Origin of the sequence: Microbacterium californiense (assembly GCF_047246625.1) — a bacterium.
GTDB lineage: Bacteria > Actinomycetota > Actinomycetes > Actinomycetales > Microbacteriaceae > Microbacterium.
In genome coordinates this window covers 527,206-542,474 of the sequence record NZ_JBFOKQ010000001.1, presented here as the reverse complement: position 1 = coordinate 542,474, position 15,269 = coordinate 527,206, and the positions used below count along the sequence as shown (strand labels likewise).

Genomic DNA, 15,269 nt, shown 5'->3' with positions numbered 1-15,269 from the left:
GGAGGTCACGGCCCGGTAACATGACAAGGTATGTCTGGTGCACGCCCTGCGGCGCGCCGGTACCCGACCCATCAACAGGGAGATGACATCCGTGGCCAATCCTCTTGAGAAGCTGCTGCGCGCCGGTGAGGGGCGGGTCATCCGCCGTCTGAACCAGGTGGTCAAGGCCGTAGGAGCGCTGGAAGAGGACTTCTCCAAGCTCACCGATGACGAGCTGCGCAACGAGACCGCGGAGCTCCGCGCCCGCTTCGAGAAGGGCGAGACGCTCGATCAGCTCATGCCCGAGGCCTTCGCCGCCGTGCGGGAGGCGGCGAAGCGCACGCTCGGCATGCGCGCCTACGACGTCCAGATCATGGGCGGCGCCGCGCTCCACCTGGGCAACATCGCCGAGATGAAGACCGGTGAGGGCAAGACCCTCGTCGCGACGTTCCCCGCGTACCTGAACGCGATCGCGGGCAAGGGGGTCCACGTCATCACGGTCAACGACTTCCTCGCGAGCTATCAGGCCGAGCTCATGGGGCGCGTCTACCGCGCCCTCGGCATGACCACCGGCATCATCGTGTCGGGTCAGACCCCGGCGGTCCGGCGCGAGCAGTACGCCTGCGACATCACCTACGGCACGAACAACGAGTTCGGGTTCGACTACCTCCGCGACAACATGGCCTGGCGCAAGGAGGACCTCGTCCAGCGCGAGCACTTCTTCGCGATCGTCGACGAGGTCGACTCCATCCTCATCGACGAGGCGCGCACCCCGCTCATCATCTCGGGACCGTCGTCGGGCGAGGCCAACCGGTGGTTCGCCGAGTTCGCGAAGCTCGCCCGCACGCTCGAGCCCGGCGTCGACTACGAAGTCGACGAGAAGAAGCGCACGGTCGGCGTGCTGGAGCCCGGGATCGAGAAGGTCGAGGACTACCTCGGCATCGACAACCTGTACGAGTCCGCGAACACCCCGCTCATCTCCTTCCTCAACAACTCGATCAAGGCGCTCGCGCTGTTCAAGAAGGACACCGACTACGTCGTCATGAACGACGAGGTCATGATCGTCGACGAGCACACGGGTCGCATCCTCGTCGGCCGCCGCTACAACGAGGGCATCCACCAGGCCATCGAGGCCAAGGAGGGCGTGCCCGTCAAGGCGGAGAACCAGACGCTGGCGACGGTCACGCTGCAGAACTACTTCCGTCTCTACGACAAGCTCGCCGGCATGACCGGTACGGCCGAGACCGAGGCGGCCGAGTTCATGTCGACCTACAAGCTCGGCGTCATCCCCATCCCGACCAACAAGCCGATGATCCGCAAGGACCAGGCCGACCTCGTCTACAAGAACGAGACGGCGAAGTTCGCCCAGGTGGTCGAGGACATCGCCGAGCGCCACGCGAGCGGGCAGCCCGTGCTCGTCGGCACGACGAGCGTCGAGAAGAGCGAGTACCTCTCGCGGCTGCTCGCCAAGAAGGGCGTGAAGCACGAGGTCCTGAACGCGAAGAACCACGCGCGCGAGGCCGAGATCGTCGCCCGCGCCGGCCGTCTGGGCGCCGTCACGGTCGCCACCAACATGGCCGGGCGAGGCACCGACATCATGCTCGGCGGCAACGCCGAGTTCCTCGCCGTGCAGGAGCTCAAGTCGAAGGGGCTCGACCCGGTCGAGACGCCCGACGAGTACGAGGCCGCCTGGGACGAGACCTACGAGGCGATGAAGGAGATCGTCGCGGAGGAGGGCGAGAAGGTCACGGCCGCCGGCGGCCTCTACGTCCTCGGCACGGAGCGCCACGAGTCCCGGCGCATCGACAACCAGCTGCGCGGTCGTTCCGGCCGACAGGGCGACCCGGGTGAGAGCCGCTTCTACCTCAGCCTCACGGACGACCTGATGCGGCTGTTCCAGTCGGGCGCGGCCGAGGCCATCCTCGCGCGGACGAACTTCCCCGACGACGTCCCGATCGAGTCGGGCCTGGTCTCCCGCGCGATCCGGAGCGCCCAGTCGCAGGTCGAGGCGCGCAACGCCGAGATGCGCAAGAACGTGCTCAAGTACGACGACGTCCTCAACCGGCAGCGCGAGGCGATCTACGCCGACCGCCGCCACATCCTCCAGGGCGACGACATCGCCGATCGCGTGCAGCACTTCATCGAGGACGCGATCAGCGGCGTCGTGAAGGACCACACCGGCGAGGGCCACAACGAGAGCTGGGACTTCGACGCGCTCTGGACCGAGTTGAAGACCCTCTACCCGGTCGGCGTGACCATCGACGAGGTCGTCGCCGAGGCCGCTGACCGCAAGGGCATCACGGCCGAGGGCCTGACGCGCGAGCTGCTCTCCGACGCCAAGATCGCCTACGAGGCCCGGGAGGCCACGCTCGGCGAGGCGGCGACGCGCGAGCTCGAGCGACGCGTCGTGCTGCAGGTGCTCGACCGCCGCTGGCGCGACCACCTCTACGAGATGGACTACCTCAAGGACGGCATCGGGCTGCGCGCGATGGCGCAGCGCGATCCGCTCATCGAGTACCAGCGCGAGGGCTACGCGATGTTCCAGTCGATGATGGGGCAGATCAAGGAGGAGTCCGTCGGCTACCTCTACAACCTCGAGGTCGAGGTCCGCCGCGCCGGCGACTCCGAGGTCACCGAGGTCGAGGCCAAGGGCCTCGCCGAGGGCGGAGCGGACCAGCGCCTGGAGTACTCGGCGGCGAACGACGCCGGTGAGGTCGAGGTGCGCAACGATCGCGGCCAGGTGCAGCAGGCGGCGACGGATCGACTGCGTCAGGCCGCAGCGCGGACCCAGGCACCGCAGGCGGAGCCCGAGGACGCGCCTCGCGGAGCCTTCGGCCAGCGGACGGATGCCGGAGCCCCGGCGGCCGGCAACCGGGAGCAGCGCCGCGCGCAGGCCAAGAAGAAGAGGTAACGGTCTTCGGGACGCCTCGAGGCGTCATCCGAGGGACGGGGAAGAGGGCCAGTCGCACGCGATTGGCCCTCTTCGCATCCCTGTAGGCTTGGCCGATGACACCATCGCGCCACTTCGACCAGTCGTCGAAGCTCAAGAACGTCCTGTACGAGATCCGCGGAAACGCCCTCGTCGAGGCGGCGCGACTGGAGGCCGAGGGCCACAGGATCCTCAAGCTCAACACCGGGAATCCGGCGACCTTCGGCTTCGAGGCGCCGCAGCAGATCGTCCAGGACATGCTCGCCGCCCTTCCGACGGCCCACGGGTACAGCGACAGCAAGGGCATCGTCTCGGCCCGCCGCGCCATCGTCAGCCGGTACGAGGAGATCGAGGACTTCCCGCGCTTCGAGCCCGACGACGTCTACCTGGGCAATGGCGTCTCCGAGCTCATCACGATGACCATGCAGGCGCTGCTCGACGAGGGCGACGAGGTCCTCATTCCCGCTCCGGACTACCCCCTCTGGACGGCGATGACCAGCCTCGCCGGCGGCACCCCGGTGCACTACCTCTGCGACGAGGACGCGGGGTGGGAACCCGACCTCGAAGACGTCCGCTCGAAGATCACCCCGCGCACCAAGGCGATGGTGATCATCAACCCGAACAATCCCACCGGCGTCGTGTACTCGCGCGAGGTGCTGGAAGGGCTCGTGCAGATCGCCCGCGAGCACCAGCTGCTGCTCCTCTCCGATGAGATCTACGACCGGATCCTGTTCGACGGTGCGGTGCACATCCCCACCGCGACGCTCGCGCCCGATCTGCTGTGCCTGACCTTCAACGGGCTCTCCAAGACCTACCGCGTCGCCGGCTACCGCTCCGGGTGGCTCGTCATCACCGGTCCGCAGGATCACGCGAAGGGCTTCCTCGAGGGGATCACCCTGCTCGCCTCGACCCGCCTGTGCCCGAACGTGCCGTCCCAGTACGCGGTGCAGGCCGCGCTGTCCGGCGTGCAGTCGATCGACGCGCTGATCGCGCCGACCGGCCGTCTGCACGAGCAGCGAGACGTGGCGTGGCAGGGTTTGGAGGCGATCCCGGGCGTCTCGTGCGTGAAGCCCGAGGGAGCGCTGTACGCGTTCCCGCGCCTCGACCCGAACGTGCACGAGATCCGCGACGACGCCCGGCTGGTCTACGACCTGCTCGTCTCGGAGCACATCCTCCTCGTGCAGGGGACCGGCTTCAACTGGCCGACGCCGGACCACCTGCGCGTCGTGACCCTGCCAGAGCCGCGCGTACTGGCCGAAGCAGTCGAGCGACTCGGGAACTTCCTGTCGAGCTATCGTCAGGACTGAGCGGCGCCGTCGGGGCCATCGTCGCCGCCAGGCGCCGGACTCCGGCGACGAGTGAGGATCGCGGTGCCACGTCGCCGATCGGTCGTGCGTGCAGCAGAGCGGCATCCGCTCCGCGCTGATCGAACGGCAGGAAGACGACGTCGGTGATACCGGCGAAGCGGTCGAGCGTGCGGCGGATCTGGGCCCGGGCGTCGAGACCGAGGGGGCCCTGGCGCAGACCGTTCACGACCACGGTCACCGGCGTCGGAGCCGTGAGCCGTCGCAGCTCCGCATGGTCTCGCACGAAGCGGCTGATGCCGAGCGGGTCCGCCGAGGCGACCGCGATGATGGCATCCGCCTCACGCAGAGCGCTGGTGGTCGCCGCGTGACGACGAGGACCCAGGACGTCGTAGGTCGCCTCCTCGTCCGCGTCGAATGCCGCTCCGACGTCGACGACGGCTTCCTCGGCCCACTCCCGGCACGCTGCCAGGGCGAGCGGTAGACGCTCCGCGGAGAGTTCGGGCCACCGGCTCGGGCGGTTTATCCCCGGGAGTACGTCGATGCCGCCCCCGCTGGTCTCGACCGCCGTGCACAGGCGTGCGAGCTCCCGCGCATCGAGCGCCCCCAGCTCCGCGCGGCGGCACGCGGACGCGATGCCCGGCGAGTCGTCGCCGAGTGCCAGCAGCAGCGAGACCGAGGGCGCCACGGTGTCGGCATCGATGAGCGCCGTCCGGCGGCCCAGACGGGAGAGCTCGACGGCGAGCTGGATGGCGATCGTCGAGCGCCCGGGGGAGCCGTGCGGCCCCCACACCGCCGTGAGCCGGTGGGGCGTCGTCGCCACGGTCGCCGTCGGCGGGTGCGCGAGCAGTGCCGCGGCGACCTGCCATCCGGCGGCATCCGCCGGCAACGCGGTGCCGAGGCCGAACCGGGAGAGCAGCCTGCTCGCCGCGTCGCCGAGGGGGAGCAGCCGCACGCCGGCGCGGTCGCAGGCCGAGACGAGGTCGGTGGTGAGGACGTCCCGATGGGCGGGGAGGATGAGCGCTTCGGCGTCGGCGAGCAGCGGCGCGAGGGAGGCGGTGGGGGCCGTCACCGCGACGACCTGGATGCCTTCGAGCTCGAGCTCCTGGGCGAGTGCCGTGGCCCGCGGCTCCTCGAGGGCGATGAGCACCGCCGTCACGGTCGACTCCCGACCGGGACGATGGCGAGGGCGGAGCCGCCCGTGATCTCCGCGAGCACTTCTGCGACATGCGCCCGGTCCACGACGAGTTCGACCGAGGTGCTGCCGTCCGACAGCATGCCGTCCGCCTCCGTCACCTCCCCGACGATCGCGTCGGCCAGGAGCAGCCGGGGCGAGTCGTGGCTCCGGCCGTCCTCCCGCACCGGGACGGTCCAGAGCTCGACCACCGTGCCGGCGTCGACTTCGGTGGGGATCGGCGTGCCGGTCTCCACCACGACGGTGGTGCGTCGAGTGTCGTCCGCTGCGATCGCCGCAGAGGAGCGCAGCAGTTCCCCGGATTCGATGGTGCGGGCGGCCACCCGCCCCGATTCGAGCTGCTGAGGCGCCAGATAGTCGTCGGTGAGCCCGCCGAGCGCGACCTCGGCGACCTGGAAGTCGTCGGAGACCAGGGGCTGGCCCTCCACGATCGTGCGCGTGGCCTGGAGGACCGGCGTCGCCGTGTCGGCGGACGCGACGAGGAGCCACACGCCCGTGATGGACACGACGACGAGGAGGATGCCGATCAGGAAACGCAGATCGCCCCACGGGGCGCGATGTCGACGAGGGATGCTGGTCATGGCGACCATGCTCACAGAACGCGGACGCTCGTCGCGGGAGTTATCCACAGGGCACTTCTGGTGAGGGCCGCCGCGGTCCGAGGGGGAGAGAATGGAGTCATGTCCGAGACTCCCGCCGCCCGCGCTCCGCGCTTCGTGGCGCCTGCGCAGGCGGCAGAGCTGCTCAGCATCGGCGTCGATGAGGTGATCTCGCTCGTGCTCGCCGCACGGTTGCGCGGCGCACAGCTCGGTGTGCCCGCGAGATGGCGCATCGAAGAGGCGAGCATCGAGGATTACCTGGCGGAGGAGTCCGAGACGTCGCGGCGGATGGCCCTCTGGCGGCAGTCCCAGGAGGCGAGTTTCCCGGAGGTCTGGGGGATCTCCTCCGCTCAGCGCAGATGACCGGCCGCGGTCCGCACGGTGAGCAGGGCGCGGAAGGGCACGATGCGGAACTCGCGGACGGCTCCCGCCAGGCGCGCGGCGCCGGCGTCGTGCACCGCGAGGTCGAGGTGATCCGCGCCCGCACGATCGATCGTGCCGTGCACGTCCTCCGCGCTGCGCGTGCGCAGGTGGAGCGGCACCCGGCGGCGGGCGAGATCGCGGAGGACGAAACCCAAGGTCATCCGCTCGTGCAGCGGGGACGGCGCCGATGCCGCGTCGTCGAGGCTGCTCAACAGCATCCCGTGGTCGGTGGCGACCCCTCGCACAGCCTCCAGAGGGACGAGGACCATCGGCCGGGTCGTGCCGGCGCCCACGGGCGCTGACTCGGCGGCCACCCAGTCCGGACCGACCGTCCGCAGGACGAGACGATGGCGCTCGCCTCCGGCGAGCTCCAGCACCACTGTCGTGCGCCCGTCGCACATCCGGGCCAGGCGCTCGCGCAGCGTGAGCTGAGCGATCCGGAGACGTTCGGACTCGGCATCGAGAGCGGCGCGCTCTGCCTCCCATTCGGAGGCGAGCTGGCCCTCGAGGTCCTCGAAGAGACGATCCCAGTTCACCGGACCGAGCGTAGGGGAGCCCGGCGTGCCTGCGTCGAGTTATCCACATGCGGCCGCCCTCGCATCCGCGTGTACGGGATATCCACATACCTGTGGCGGACCGCGCCGCCACGAGGACACCTCATGCTCTACTGGCCCGCGATCCTTCCGACTGAGAGTGTGACGATGACGCTTCACGAGTACTTCGCACGGCAGCCCACGCCAACTATCGAACTCCCCGATCCCGCCCCGCTGCTGCGCAGCCTCACCCAGGGCGTCCTGGAGGTGCTCGCCGGAGTGCGCGAGGTCGACCAGCTGGCGCGTTGGTTCAGCGAGGATGCCTTCCGGACCCTGGTGACCCGGGCCAACCTCTCCGCCCGGGCTCGGAGCGCGCGCGGAGTCGCCCCGGCCCGGCCGGTGTTCGAGCTGCTCTCGCTGCGCGCCACGGAGCCCGTCGACGGGGTCATCGAGGCGGTCGTCGTGGTCGCGGGCCCTGGGCGCACCCGTGCCGTCGCCATCCGCCTCGAGGGCATGGACCGGCGGTGGCGCGCGACCTCGCTGGCGATCCTGTAGCCGGACTCGTCCTAGGCTGGAGGGGTGTCGACCCTCACTGATCTCGCCCACGCCCAGGGCCTTCTGACCGACAGCGACGTCGAGTGGCTGCACCGCCTGGCGGGAGACGGTCAGCTCCTCGCCGACCTGTCCTCCGCCGACATCGTGGTGTGGGTGCAGACGGACGACAACACCTTCATCGCGGTCGCGCACGCGCGTCCGAGCGGTGCGGCCACCCTCTTCTACCGCGACATCGTCGGTGAGCGCGTCCGGCCGCAATGGCGCACCCAGGTCCAGGGCGCCTTCGACACGGCCGAGATCGTCGACTCCTCCTCGCCGGACTGGTTCGAGGAGACGCCGACACGGGTGCGCGCCGTACCGATCGTGAACGAGCGCAGCGGGCCCGACGGTCGACCCTCGGTGATCGGCGTCGTCACGCGGCACACCAACCTCGGCGAGGCGCGGACGCCGTCTCGTCAGCAGATCACCTTCGACGATTGCGCCAACGACCTCTTCCGCATGATCGCGGACGGCAGCTTCCCCGACCTCGCGGCGCCCACGTCGCCCCGACGCGGCGCTCCGCGGGCCTCGGACGGCCTGATCCGCATCGACGTGGACGGGATCACCACCTTCGCCAGCCCGAACGCGCTGTCGGCGTTCAATCGGATGGGCTTCGACGACGAGCTGGAGGGCGAGTCCCTCGCCGAGGTCACGACCCGGCTCGTGCCGCCGTCCCGGCAGGTCGACGAGTCGCTGCCCGTGGTGGTCACTGGGCGCGCGCCGTGGCGCACCGACATCGAGGCGCGGGGCGTCACCGTGTCGCTGCGCGCCATCCCCCTCAAGGACCACGGCACGAGGATCGGCGCGATCGTCCTCTGCCGCGACGTCTCAGAGCTGCGGCACCAGGAGCAGGAGCTCATCACCAAGGACGCGACGATCCGGGAGATCCACCACCGGGTGAAGAACAACCTGCAGACGGTGGCCTCGCTGCTGCGTATCCAGGCCCGGCGCACCCATTCGGACGAGGCGCGCGACGCGCTCACGCAGGCCATGCGCCGCGTGGACTCGATCGCGGTCGTGCACGACACCCTCGCTCAGGGGCTGACGCAGAAGGTGGACTTCGACGAGGTCTTCCACCGTGTCCTGAAGCTCGTGGCGGAGGTCGCCTCGGCGCCGAACACGCGCGCCCGCACGCAGTCGACGGGGCGCTTCGGCGTGCTGCCGAGCGAGTACGCGACGCCGCTCGCCCTCGCGCTGACAGAGGTCGTGACGAACGCCGTCGAGCACGGTCTCGCCGGGCAGGAGGGCATCGTGACGATCGACGCCGCCCGGACGGAGGAGAACCTGCGGGTCACGGTCCGGGACACCGGGCACGGTCTGCCCGAGGGGCGGATCGGTCAGGGCCTCGGCACCCAGATCATCCGCACGCTCATCCAGGGCGAGCTGGGCGGCACGATCGAGTGGCGGGGGAGCGACGGAGACGGCACCGAGGTGGTCATCGACATCCCGCTGCGGTGGCTCGACAAGTAGGTCGTCGCCCGGACACGGGAAACCCCGTCACGGAGCGGACTCGCGTGACGGGGTCGGGGTGAGTTTCAGGAGGCGCGGCGAGCGCGAGCGGCGCGGCGCTTGAGCGCGCGGCGCTCGTCTTCGGAGAGCCCGCCCCAGACGCCGGAGTCCTGGCTGGTCTCGAGGGCGTACTGCAGGCAGATCTCGGTGACGGTGCAGGTCGCGCAGACCGTCTTGGCCTTCTCGATCTGGTCGACGGCCGGGCCGGTGTTGCCGACGGGGAAGAACAGCTCGGGGTCGACGGTCAGGCAGGCGGCTTTGTCGCGCCAGTCCATGGGGGCTCCTCGGTGTGGATTTCGTGAGACATCACGATGCGATGTCCTGGATTCGGGTGTCGGCTCGGGATCCGTTACCCTGGTGGATGCGAGCAGATGCCCGCGAATTGTGTTGCGAGCGAAGTCGCTCGCCCCACGCCGCTGTGGGAGCACATGACTGTTTCTATTGTGTTACAGGAAACCTTCGAAATCAAGGGTTTCCGTTTTTCCTCGCCGATTCCCAGGAGACTCCCGTGCGCGCACCCGGCCTCGCCCTCGCGGCTGCCGCGGTGCTGGCTGCGGAGGGTGCGGCGCTGGTCGTCTTCGCCCTGATCGAGCTCCTGGGGCTCGGGGCCGGCGACGCGGCATCCCTTCCGACGGCCGTGGCTCTCATCGTGCTGACGCTGATCGGCGCCGCAGCCCTCTTCGCCTTCGCCTGGGGCACGCGATCGGGCCGTTCCTGGGCGCGGTCGGGAGGTCTGGTGTTCCAGGTGCTCGCGATCGGCCTCGCCTTCGCCACCCTCACGCTGCAGCCCGTCGTCTGGGCGTTCGTCGTCGGCGTCGGCCTGCCGGGTGCGGTGGGGTTCGCGCTGCTGATCGCGAGCGCGCGTCGCGAGAACGCCTCCTCCGAGCGCTGATGCGCACCGGTCAGCGGGTGGGGAGCGGACTCAGGCGTCGATCCCGAGGACCTTGCGCAGGCGCGCGACGTGCCCCGTGGCCTTGACGTTGTACTGAGCGAGCGCGATCGTGCCGTCCTCGTCCAGCACGAAGGTCGACCGGAGGACGCCCTCGATCGTCTTGCCGTAGTTCACCTTCTCGCCCCACGCGCCGTAGGCCTCGTGCACGGCGTGGTCGGGGTCGCTCAGCAGCGGGAAGCCGAGACCGTCGCGCTCGCGGAACTCGGCGAGCTTGGCCGGGAGATCGCGCGAGATGCCGACGACCCGGTAGCCGGCCCCCTCCAGGGACGCGATGCTGTCGCGGAAATCGCAGGCCTGGGTCGTGCATCCGGGCGTCATCGCGGCGGGGTAGAAGTACAGGACCGTCTTGCGACCTCGAAGATCGGCGAGCCGCACGGTGCTGCCGTCCTGGTCGAGGAGGGAGAAGTCGGGGGCGGGGGTTCCGGGTTCCAGGCGCTGGGTCACCCGTTCAGCCTATCGGCCGGTGCCGTGCGGCTCGGGCTTGTCGGCGAAGGTCTGCAGGAGCCGCTGCAGGGAGTCGAGTCGCGCGCGTCCCGTCTCGCCGAGCTCTCCCGCGTCGGCCGCCTCGATCAGGGCGCAGTCGGGAGCGTCCGCCAGGTGAGTGCACCCGCGCGGGCAGTTCTCCGCGATCGCCGCCAGCTCGGTGAACGCGGCGAGGATGTTCGCGGGATCGACGTGCCCGAGGCCGAACGACCGCACCCCCGGAGTGTCGATCACCCATCCGGACCCGAGGGCGCTGCGGTAGCGCAGAGAGACGGTCGAGGAGGACGTGTGCCGTCCGCGACCGGTGACCTGGTTGACATGGCCGGTCGCGCGCCCGGCGGTCGGCACGAGGGCGTTGACGAGCGTGGACTTGCCGACGCCGGAGTGCCCCACGAACACGGTGGAGTGTCCGACCAGGGCGGCTCCGATGCGCTCCGTGGGCATGACGTCGCGTGCGCTCGTGAAGACCTCGAGGTCGAGCCCGTCGAAGTGGCCCAGGAAGGAGGACGGGTCGGCGAGGTCGGTCTTCGTCACCACGAGCAGAGGGCGGATGCCGGCATCCAGGGCAGCGACCAGATAGCGGTCGACCAGGCGTTCGCGGGGCTCGGGATCCGCCGCCGCGACGACGATGAGCATCTGATCCGCGTTGGCCACGATCACCCGCTCGACCTGGTCGGTGTCGTCGGCACTGCGGCGCAGGAGCGACGTCCGGTCGACGATGCCCACGATGCGTCCGAGGGTGCCCTGCTCGCCGGTGGTGTCGCCGACCACGCGCGCACGATCGCCGGTAACGATCGGCGTGCGGCGGAGCTCCCGGGCGCGAGCGGCCGTGATCGTGCGCTCGTCGTCGCCGTCCTCGTCGAGCAGGACCGAGTAGCGTCCGCGGTCGACACCCAGCACCCGGCCGATCTGCGCATCCTCGTGCGCGGGGCGGCGCTTGGTCCGCGGGCGGTTCGCCTTGGGGTTCGGCCGCGATCGGACGCTGCTCTCGTCGTAGTCCTCGAAGTCGTCCTCGAGGTCGTCGGCGTCGTCGAGCCAGCTCACGCGACCGGGCCGCCCAGCATCCGCTCCCAGAGGAGGGTGAACTCGGGCAGGGTCTTGGCGGTCGTCCCGATGTCGTCGATCTCGACGCCGGGCACCCGGAGGCCGACGAGGGCCCCGGTCGTCGCCATGCGGTGGTCGTGGTGCGCGGCCCACGTGCCGCCGCGCAGCGGGCGGGGGGTGATGCGCAGGCCGTCGGGGAGCTCCTCGGCCTGACCCCCCAGCGCGCGGATGTTGGAGACGAGCGCCGCGAGCCGGTCGGTCTCGTGCAGACGGATGTGGCCGATGCCCCGGATCGTCGTGGGGGAGTCCGCGAACGCGGCCAGGCCGACGAGGGTGGGGGTCAGTTCGCTCGCCGCCGACAGGTCCATGTCGAGGCCGCGGATGCCGTGTCCCGCGCGCACGGTGAGGGCCCCGCCGTGACGACTGGTGTGCGCGCCCATGGCCTGCAGGATCTCGGGCAGGAGCGCGCCGGGCTGCGTGGAGTGCGCAGGCCAGCCGGTCACCGAGACCGCCCCGCCCGTGACGAGGGCGGCAGCGAGGAACGGCGCGGCATTGGAGAGGTCCGGCTCGATCGCGATCTCCTTCGCGCGCGGAACGCCGGCCTCGACGAGCCACTCGCCGACCGCGGGGCGCTCGATGCGGATGCCGCGGCGGCTGAGCGCCTCGATCGTCATGTCGATGTGGGGGAGGCTGGGCAAGTGCTCCCCGGTATGCACGAGATGCAGCCCGACGTCGAAGCGCGGGGCGGCCAGCAGGAGCCCGGACACGAACTGGCTCGATGCCGAGGCGTCGATCTCGACGCGGCCGCCGCGGATGCGGCCGTGGCCGCGGATCGTGAAGGGGAGGGCCCAGGTGCCCTCGTCGTCGATGTCGACGCCGAGGTCGCGCAGGGCGCTGATGAGGCCGCCCATGGGGCGGTGCAGGGCCGTCTCGTGAGCTGTGAGGTGCACGTCCGCCGCGGCGAGGCCGGCGAGCGGGGCGATGAAGCGCATCACGGTGCCGGCCTGACCGCAGTCGATGGTCACGCCGCCCGCGAGCCGGGAGGGCGTGATCACGAGGTCGGGGCCGAACTCTCCCGCCCCGTCGACCTCTTCGATGCCGATGCCCAGCGCGCGGAGCGCATCGACCATGCGGCGCGAGTCGTCGGAGTGCAGGGGGGAGATCAGACGACCGGGCCCGTCGGCGATCGCGGCGATCAGGAGTTCGCGGTTCGTCAGCGACTTCGAGCCCGGGATCGTCACCGTCGAATGGACCGGGCGATCGGCGACGGGCGCGGTGTAGGCGCCCCGGACCGGGGAGGGGGAATACCTGTTGGCGCTCATCGGTTTCCACCTTAGTGACAGGCGGCCCACCCGCCGAGGAGGTGACACGATGCTCGCGACCCTGGAGCGCGGAACGGTCGAGATCGGCGGCCTAGACTGGCCGGTGATGGATGACACCGCAACCGCAGGAACGCTCGACGACTCCCGGCGCGAATTCGAGGAGCAGGCGATCCCCTTCATGGATCAGCTCTACGCCGCCGCGATGCGTATGACGCGCAACCCCGCCGACGCCTCCGACCTCGTGCAGGAGACCTTCGTGAAGGCCTACGGCTCGTGGTCCACCTTCTCGCAGGGCACGAACCTGAAGGCGTGGCTGTACCGCATCCTCACCAACACGTACATCAACATCTACCGCAAGCGGCAGCGCGAGCCCTTCCAGGGAACGATCGACGAGCTCGAGGACTGGCAGCTCGGGGGCGCCGAGTCGACCACCACCACGGCCTCGCACAGCCGGTCCGCGGAGGCGGAGGCCATCGACCACATGCCGGCATCCGTCGTGAAGGACGCGCTGCAGGCCGTGCCCGAGGATTTCCGGCTGGCGGTGTACCTCGCGGACGTCGAAGGGTTCGCGTACCAGGAGATCGCCGACATCATGAAGACCCCCATCGGTACCGTGATGAGCCGTCTGCATCGTGGCAGGCGGATGCTGCGGGAGCTGCTGGCCGATTACGCCGCGGAGCGGGGAATCTCCGCGGCCGAGAAGAGGAGCGGGAAATGAGCGACTGCGGTTGCGACAAGGCTCGTCAGGACCTGGAGGAGTACCTCCGCAACGAGGTGTGCAAGACCGAGCACTCCGAGATCCGCGAGCATCTGGAGAACTGCCCGTCCTGCCGTGACGAGGCGCTGGTGGCGACGACCCTCACCGAGGTCATCGCCCGGGCGTGCAAGGAGACGGCTCCGGAGGAGCTGCGCGACCAGGTGTTCGCACGCCTCCGCGAGGCGCAGGCCGCCCAGCACTGACCCGTCGACGCGGGATGTCGTGACCCGCCCGTAGGGTGGTTCCATGACGCTCATCGACGTACGCGACGTTCCCGCCGACCAGACCTCCCGCGAGCGGCTGCAGGCAGCCGGGTTCGACTACCGAGTGGTCGATCTGTCCGATCCCGCGGCCGCGGTCCCGTTCCAGCGGGCGGTGGGCCGGGGATTCCTGGGCGAGGAGCAGAGCGAAGAGGCTCTGGCGCACGGCAGGAAGACGTTGTCCCGCCGACGCACCATCGGCGTCTTCGAGCAGGGCGCGGCGCCCACGGCATCCCCCGTCGGCACGATCGACTCCTGGGTCACCCCGCTGACGGTACCCGGGGGCGAGGTCGGCATGTGGGCCATCAGCGGGGTGACGGTCGCGGCCACGCACCGTCGCCGCGGCATCGCCCGCTCGCTCCTCGAGGGCGAGCTGCGGGCGGCGCGCGCGGCCGGGGTCCCGGTCGCGGGGCTCACCGTCTCGGAGGCGACGATCTACGGCCGCTACGGGTTCGGGTCCGCGCTCCCGGCGCTGCGGTTCACCGTCGACACCCGGCGGGCGGGCTGGGGCGGCCACGAGCCGGCCGGAAGGCTCGAGTACCGCGACCGCGAGGGCCTCGTCGACGATCTCGCCCAGGTGCACGACGCCGCCCGACGCACCCGCTCGGGCCGGATTCCGGGGTGGACGGGGCGCTGGGAGGGGCTCGCGGGTCTCGCCCCCGGAGAGGCCGACCGCGACAAGGTGCGCGGTGTGCGCCATCTCGACGAGTCGGGTGCGGTGCGCGGTGCGCTCGTCTACACCCTCGAGGAGCGACCCGCCACGTTCCGGTTCTCCCTGCGGGTCCGGCTGCTCGTCGCGGAGACCGCCGAGGCCCGCGCCTCGCTGTGGCGCTTCGCTCTGCAGCACGACCTCGTCGACGAGGTCACCGCCGATCTGCAGGCCCCCGACGACCCGCTGCCCTGGCTCGTGACCGATCCCCGCGGCGTCACCCAGGAGGTGCACGACCACGGCTGGCTGCGCATCCTCGATCTGCCGACCGCGCTGTCGTCGCGCACGTACTCCACCGGCCTGGATGCGACCCTCCGGGTCACCGACCCCCTCGGCTTCACGTCCGGCGTGTGGCGGCTCCGGGTCGACCGTTCGGGCCGAGCGCAGGTCGAGCGCGTGGACCAGGAGCACGCCGACGTCACCCTGGGCGTCGCCGCGCTGTCCGCCCTCTATGCCGGAGGCGTGCGCGCCGGTGCGCTGCACGGCGCGGGACTGCTCCAGGCGTCGGAGGAGACCGTCGCGGACCTCGACCGCGCTTTCCTGGCCTCGCCGGCTCCGTCCCTCGACATCTGGTACTGAGCCGCCCCGGCATCCGAGTCCCGGCTCGACACGGAGAAGGGGGGGGGGGGGGGGGGGGGGGGGGGGGGGGGGGGAGGGGGGGGGGGGCGGGGGGGGGG

General features: G+C 70.7%; 16 protein-coding genes. 9 read left to right on the top strand and 7 right to left on the bottom strand.

The window, feature by feature from the left end; genetic code table 11:
- Positions 1-91 precede the first annotated feature (91 nt).
- Positions 92-2,890: a preprotein translocase subunit SecA gene (gene secA / locus AB3M82_RS02675; RefSeq protein WP_412955439.1), complete on the top strand. Its 2,799-nt coding sequence runs from the start codon at positions 92-94 to the stop codon at positions 2,888-2,890.
- A 95-nt stretch (positions 2,891-2,985) separates the two neighbouring features.
- Positions 2,986-4,215 (top strand): pyridoxal phosphate-dependent aminotransferase, encoded by a 1,230-nt coding sequence (locus AB3M82_RS02670; protein WP_412955438.1) that lies wholly within the window; start codon positions 2,986-2,988, stop codon positions 4,213-4,215.
- Here AB3M82_RS02670 and AB3M82_RS02665 read toward each other — a convergent pair.
- Together AB3M82_RS02665 and AB3M82_RS02660 are read right to left on the bottom strand one after the other, a co-directional pair.
- A complete protein-coding gene (locus tag AB3M82_RS02665) occupies positions 4,103-5,371 on the bottom strand; it encodes a CpaE/TadZ family protein (protein WP_412955437.1) in 1,269 nt (422 codons plus the stop codon). The genes AB3M82_RS02670 and AB3M82_RS02665 overlap by 113 nt on opposite strands.
- Entirely contained in the window at positions 5,368-5,988 is a 621-nt protein-coding gene (locus AB3M82_RS02660; protein WP_412955436.1) for an SAF domain-containing protein, read from the bottom strand. Before AB3M82_RS02660 ends, AB3M82_RS02665 begins: the two co-directional genes overlap by 4 nt.
- A gap of 99 nt (positions 5,989-6,087) precedes the next feature.
- Between AB3M82_RS02660 and AB3M82_RS02655 the strand changes: the two genes are divergently transcribed.
- Complete coding sequence (locus AB3M82_RS02655) at positions 6,088-6,369, top strand: helix-turn-helix domain-containing protein (protein WP_412955435.1); 282 nt, start codon at positions 6,088-6,090, stop codon at positions 6,367-6,369.
- Here the strand turns inward: AB3M82_RS02655 and AB3M82_RS02650 are convergent.
- A complete protein-coding gene (locus AB3M82_RS02650; RefSeq protein ID WP_412955434.1) occupies positions 6,357-6,965 on the bottom strand; it encodes a hypothetical protein in 609 nt (202 codons plus the stop codon). The genes AB3M82_RS02655 and AB3M82_RS02650 overlap by 13 nt on opposite strands.
- 165 nt (positions 6,966-7,130) lie before the next feature.
- Here AB3M82_RS02650 and AB3M82_RS02645 point away from each other — a divergent pair, with 165 nt between their 5' ends.
- Together AB3M82_RS02645 and AB3M82_RS02640 are read left to right on the top strand one after the other, a co-directional pair.
- Positions 7,131-7,517 (top strand): Rv3235 family protein, encoded by a 387-nt coding sequence (locus AB3M82_RS02645; RefSeq protein WP_412955433.1) that lies wholly within the window; start codon positions 7,131-7,133, stop codon positions 7,515-7,517.
- Between the two features lie 24 nt (positions 7,518-7,541).
- Complete coding sequence (locus AB3M82_RS02640; RefSeq protein ID WP_412955432.1) at positions 7,542-9,026, top strand: sensor histidine kinase; 1,485 nt, start codon at positions 7,542-7,544, stop codon at positions 9,024-9,026.
- Positions 9,027-9,091: 65 nt separating this feature from the next.
- Here the strand turns inward: AB3M82_RS02640 and AB3M82_RS02635 are convergent, their stop codons facing one another.
- A complete protein-coding gene (locus AB3M82_RS02635) occupies positions 9,092-9,340 on the bottom strand; it encodes a WhiB family transcriptional regulator (RefSeq protein WP_017203224.1) in 249 nt (82 codons plus the stop codon).
- Between the two features lie 233 nt (positions 9,341-9,573).
- Here AB3M82_RS02635 and AB3M82_RS02630 point away from each other — a divergent pair, with 233 nt between their 5' ends.
- The gene (locus AB3M82_RS02630; protein ID WP_412955431.1) at positions 9,574-9,957 is read left to right on the top strand and encodes a hypothetical protein; all 384 of its coding nucleotides are present in this window, start codon (positions 9,574-9,576) and stop codon (positions 9,955-9,957) included.
- 30 nt (positions 9,958-9,987) lie between these two features.
- Here the strand turns inward: AB3M82_RS02630 and bcp are convergent, their stop codons facing one another.
- Genes bcp through aroA form a run of 3 tightly spaced genes read right to left on the bottom strand, consistent with a single transcriptional unit; the run spans position 9,988 to position 12,866 of the window.
- Positions 9,988-10,461, bottom strand: coding sequence for a thioredoxin-dependent thiol peroxidase (gene bcp, locus AB3M82_RS02625; RefSeq protein ID WP_412955430.1), 474 nt, complete (start codon positions 10,459-10,461; stop codon positions 9,988-9,990).
- A 9-nt stretch (positions 10,462-10,470) separates the two neighbouring features.
- The gene (gene rsgA, locus AB3M82_RS02620; RefSeq protein WP_412955429.1) at positions 10,471-11,544 is read right to left on the bottom strand and encodes a ribosome small subunit-dependent GTPase A; all 1,074 of its coding nucleotides are present in this window, start codon (positions 11,542-11,544) and stop codon (positions 10,471-10,473) included.
- Positions 11,541-12,866, bottom strand: coding sequence for a 3-phosphoshikimate 1-carboxyvinyltransferase (gene aroA, locus AB3M82_RS02615; protein ID WP_412955428.1), 1,326 nt, complete (start codon positions 12,864-12,866; stop codon positions 11,541-11,543). The genes rsgA and aroA overlap by 4 nt, the downstream gene beginning before the upstream one ends.
- Positions 12,867-12,915: 49 nt before the next feature.
- Between aroA and AB3M82_RS02610 the strand changes: the two genes are divergently transcribed.
- Genes AB3M82_RS02610 through AB3M82_RS02600 form a run of 3 tightly spaced genes read left to right on the top strand, consistent with a single transcriptional unit; the run spans position 12,916 to position 15,171 of the window.
- Positions 12,916-13,584 carry a sigma-70 family RNA polymerase sigma factor gene (locus tag AB3M82_RS02610; protein WP_412955427.1) on the top strand — a complete coding sequence of 223 codons (669 nt, stop codon included), beginning with the start codon at positions 12,916-12,918 and terminating at the stop codon, positions 13,582-13,584.
- Complete coding sequence (locus AB3M82_RS02605; protein ID WP_412955426.1) at positions 13,581-13,826, top strand: zf-HC2 domain-containing protein; 246 nt, start codon at positions 13,581-13,583, stop codon at positions 13,824-13,826. The genes AB3M82_RS02610 and AB3M82_RS02605 overlap by 4 nt, the downstream gene beginning before the upstream one ends.
- Positions 13,827-13,869: 43 nt before the next feature.
- Entirely contained in the window at positions 13,870-15,171 is a 1,302-nt protein-coding gene (locus tag AB3M82_RS02600; protein WP_412955425.1) for a GNAT family N-acetyltransferase, read from the top strand.
- Positions 15,172-15,269 lie beyond the last annotated feature (98 nt).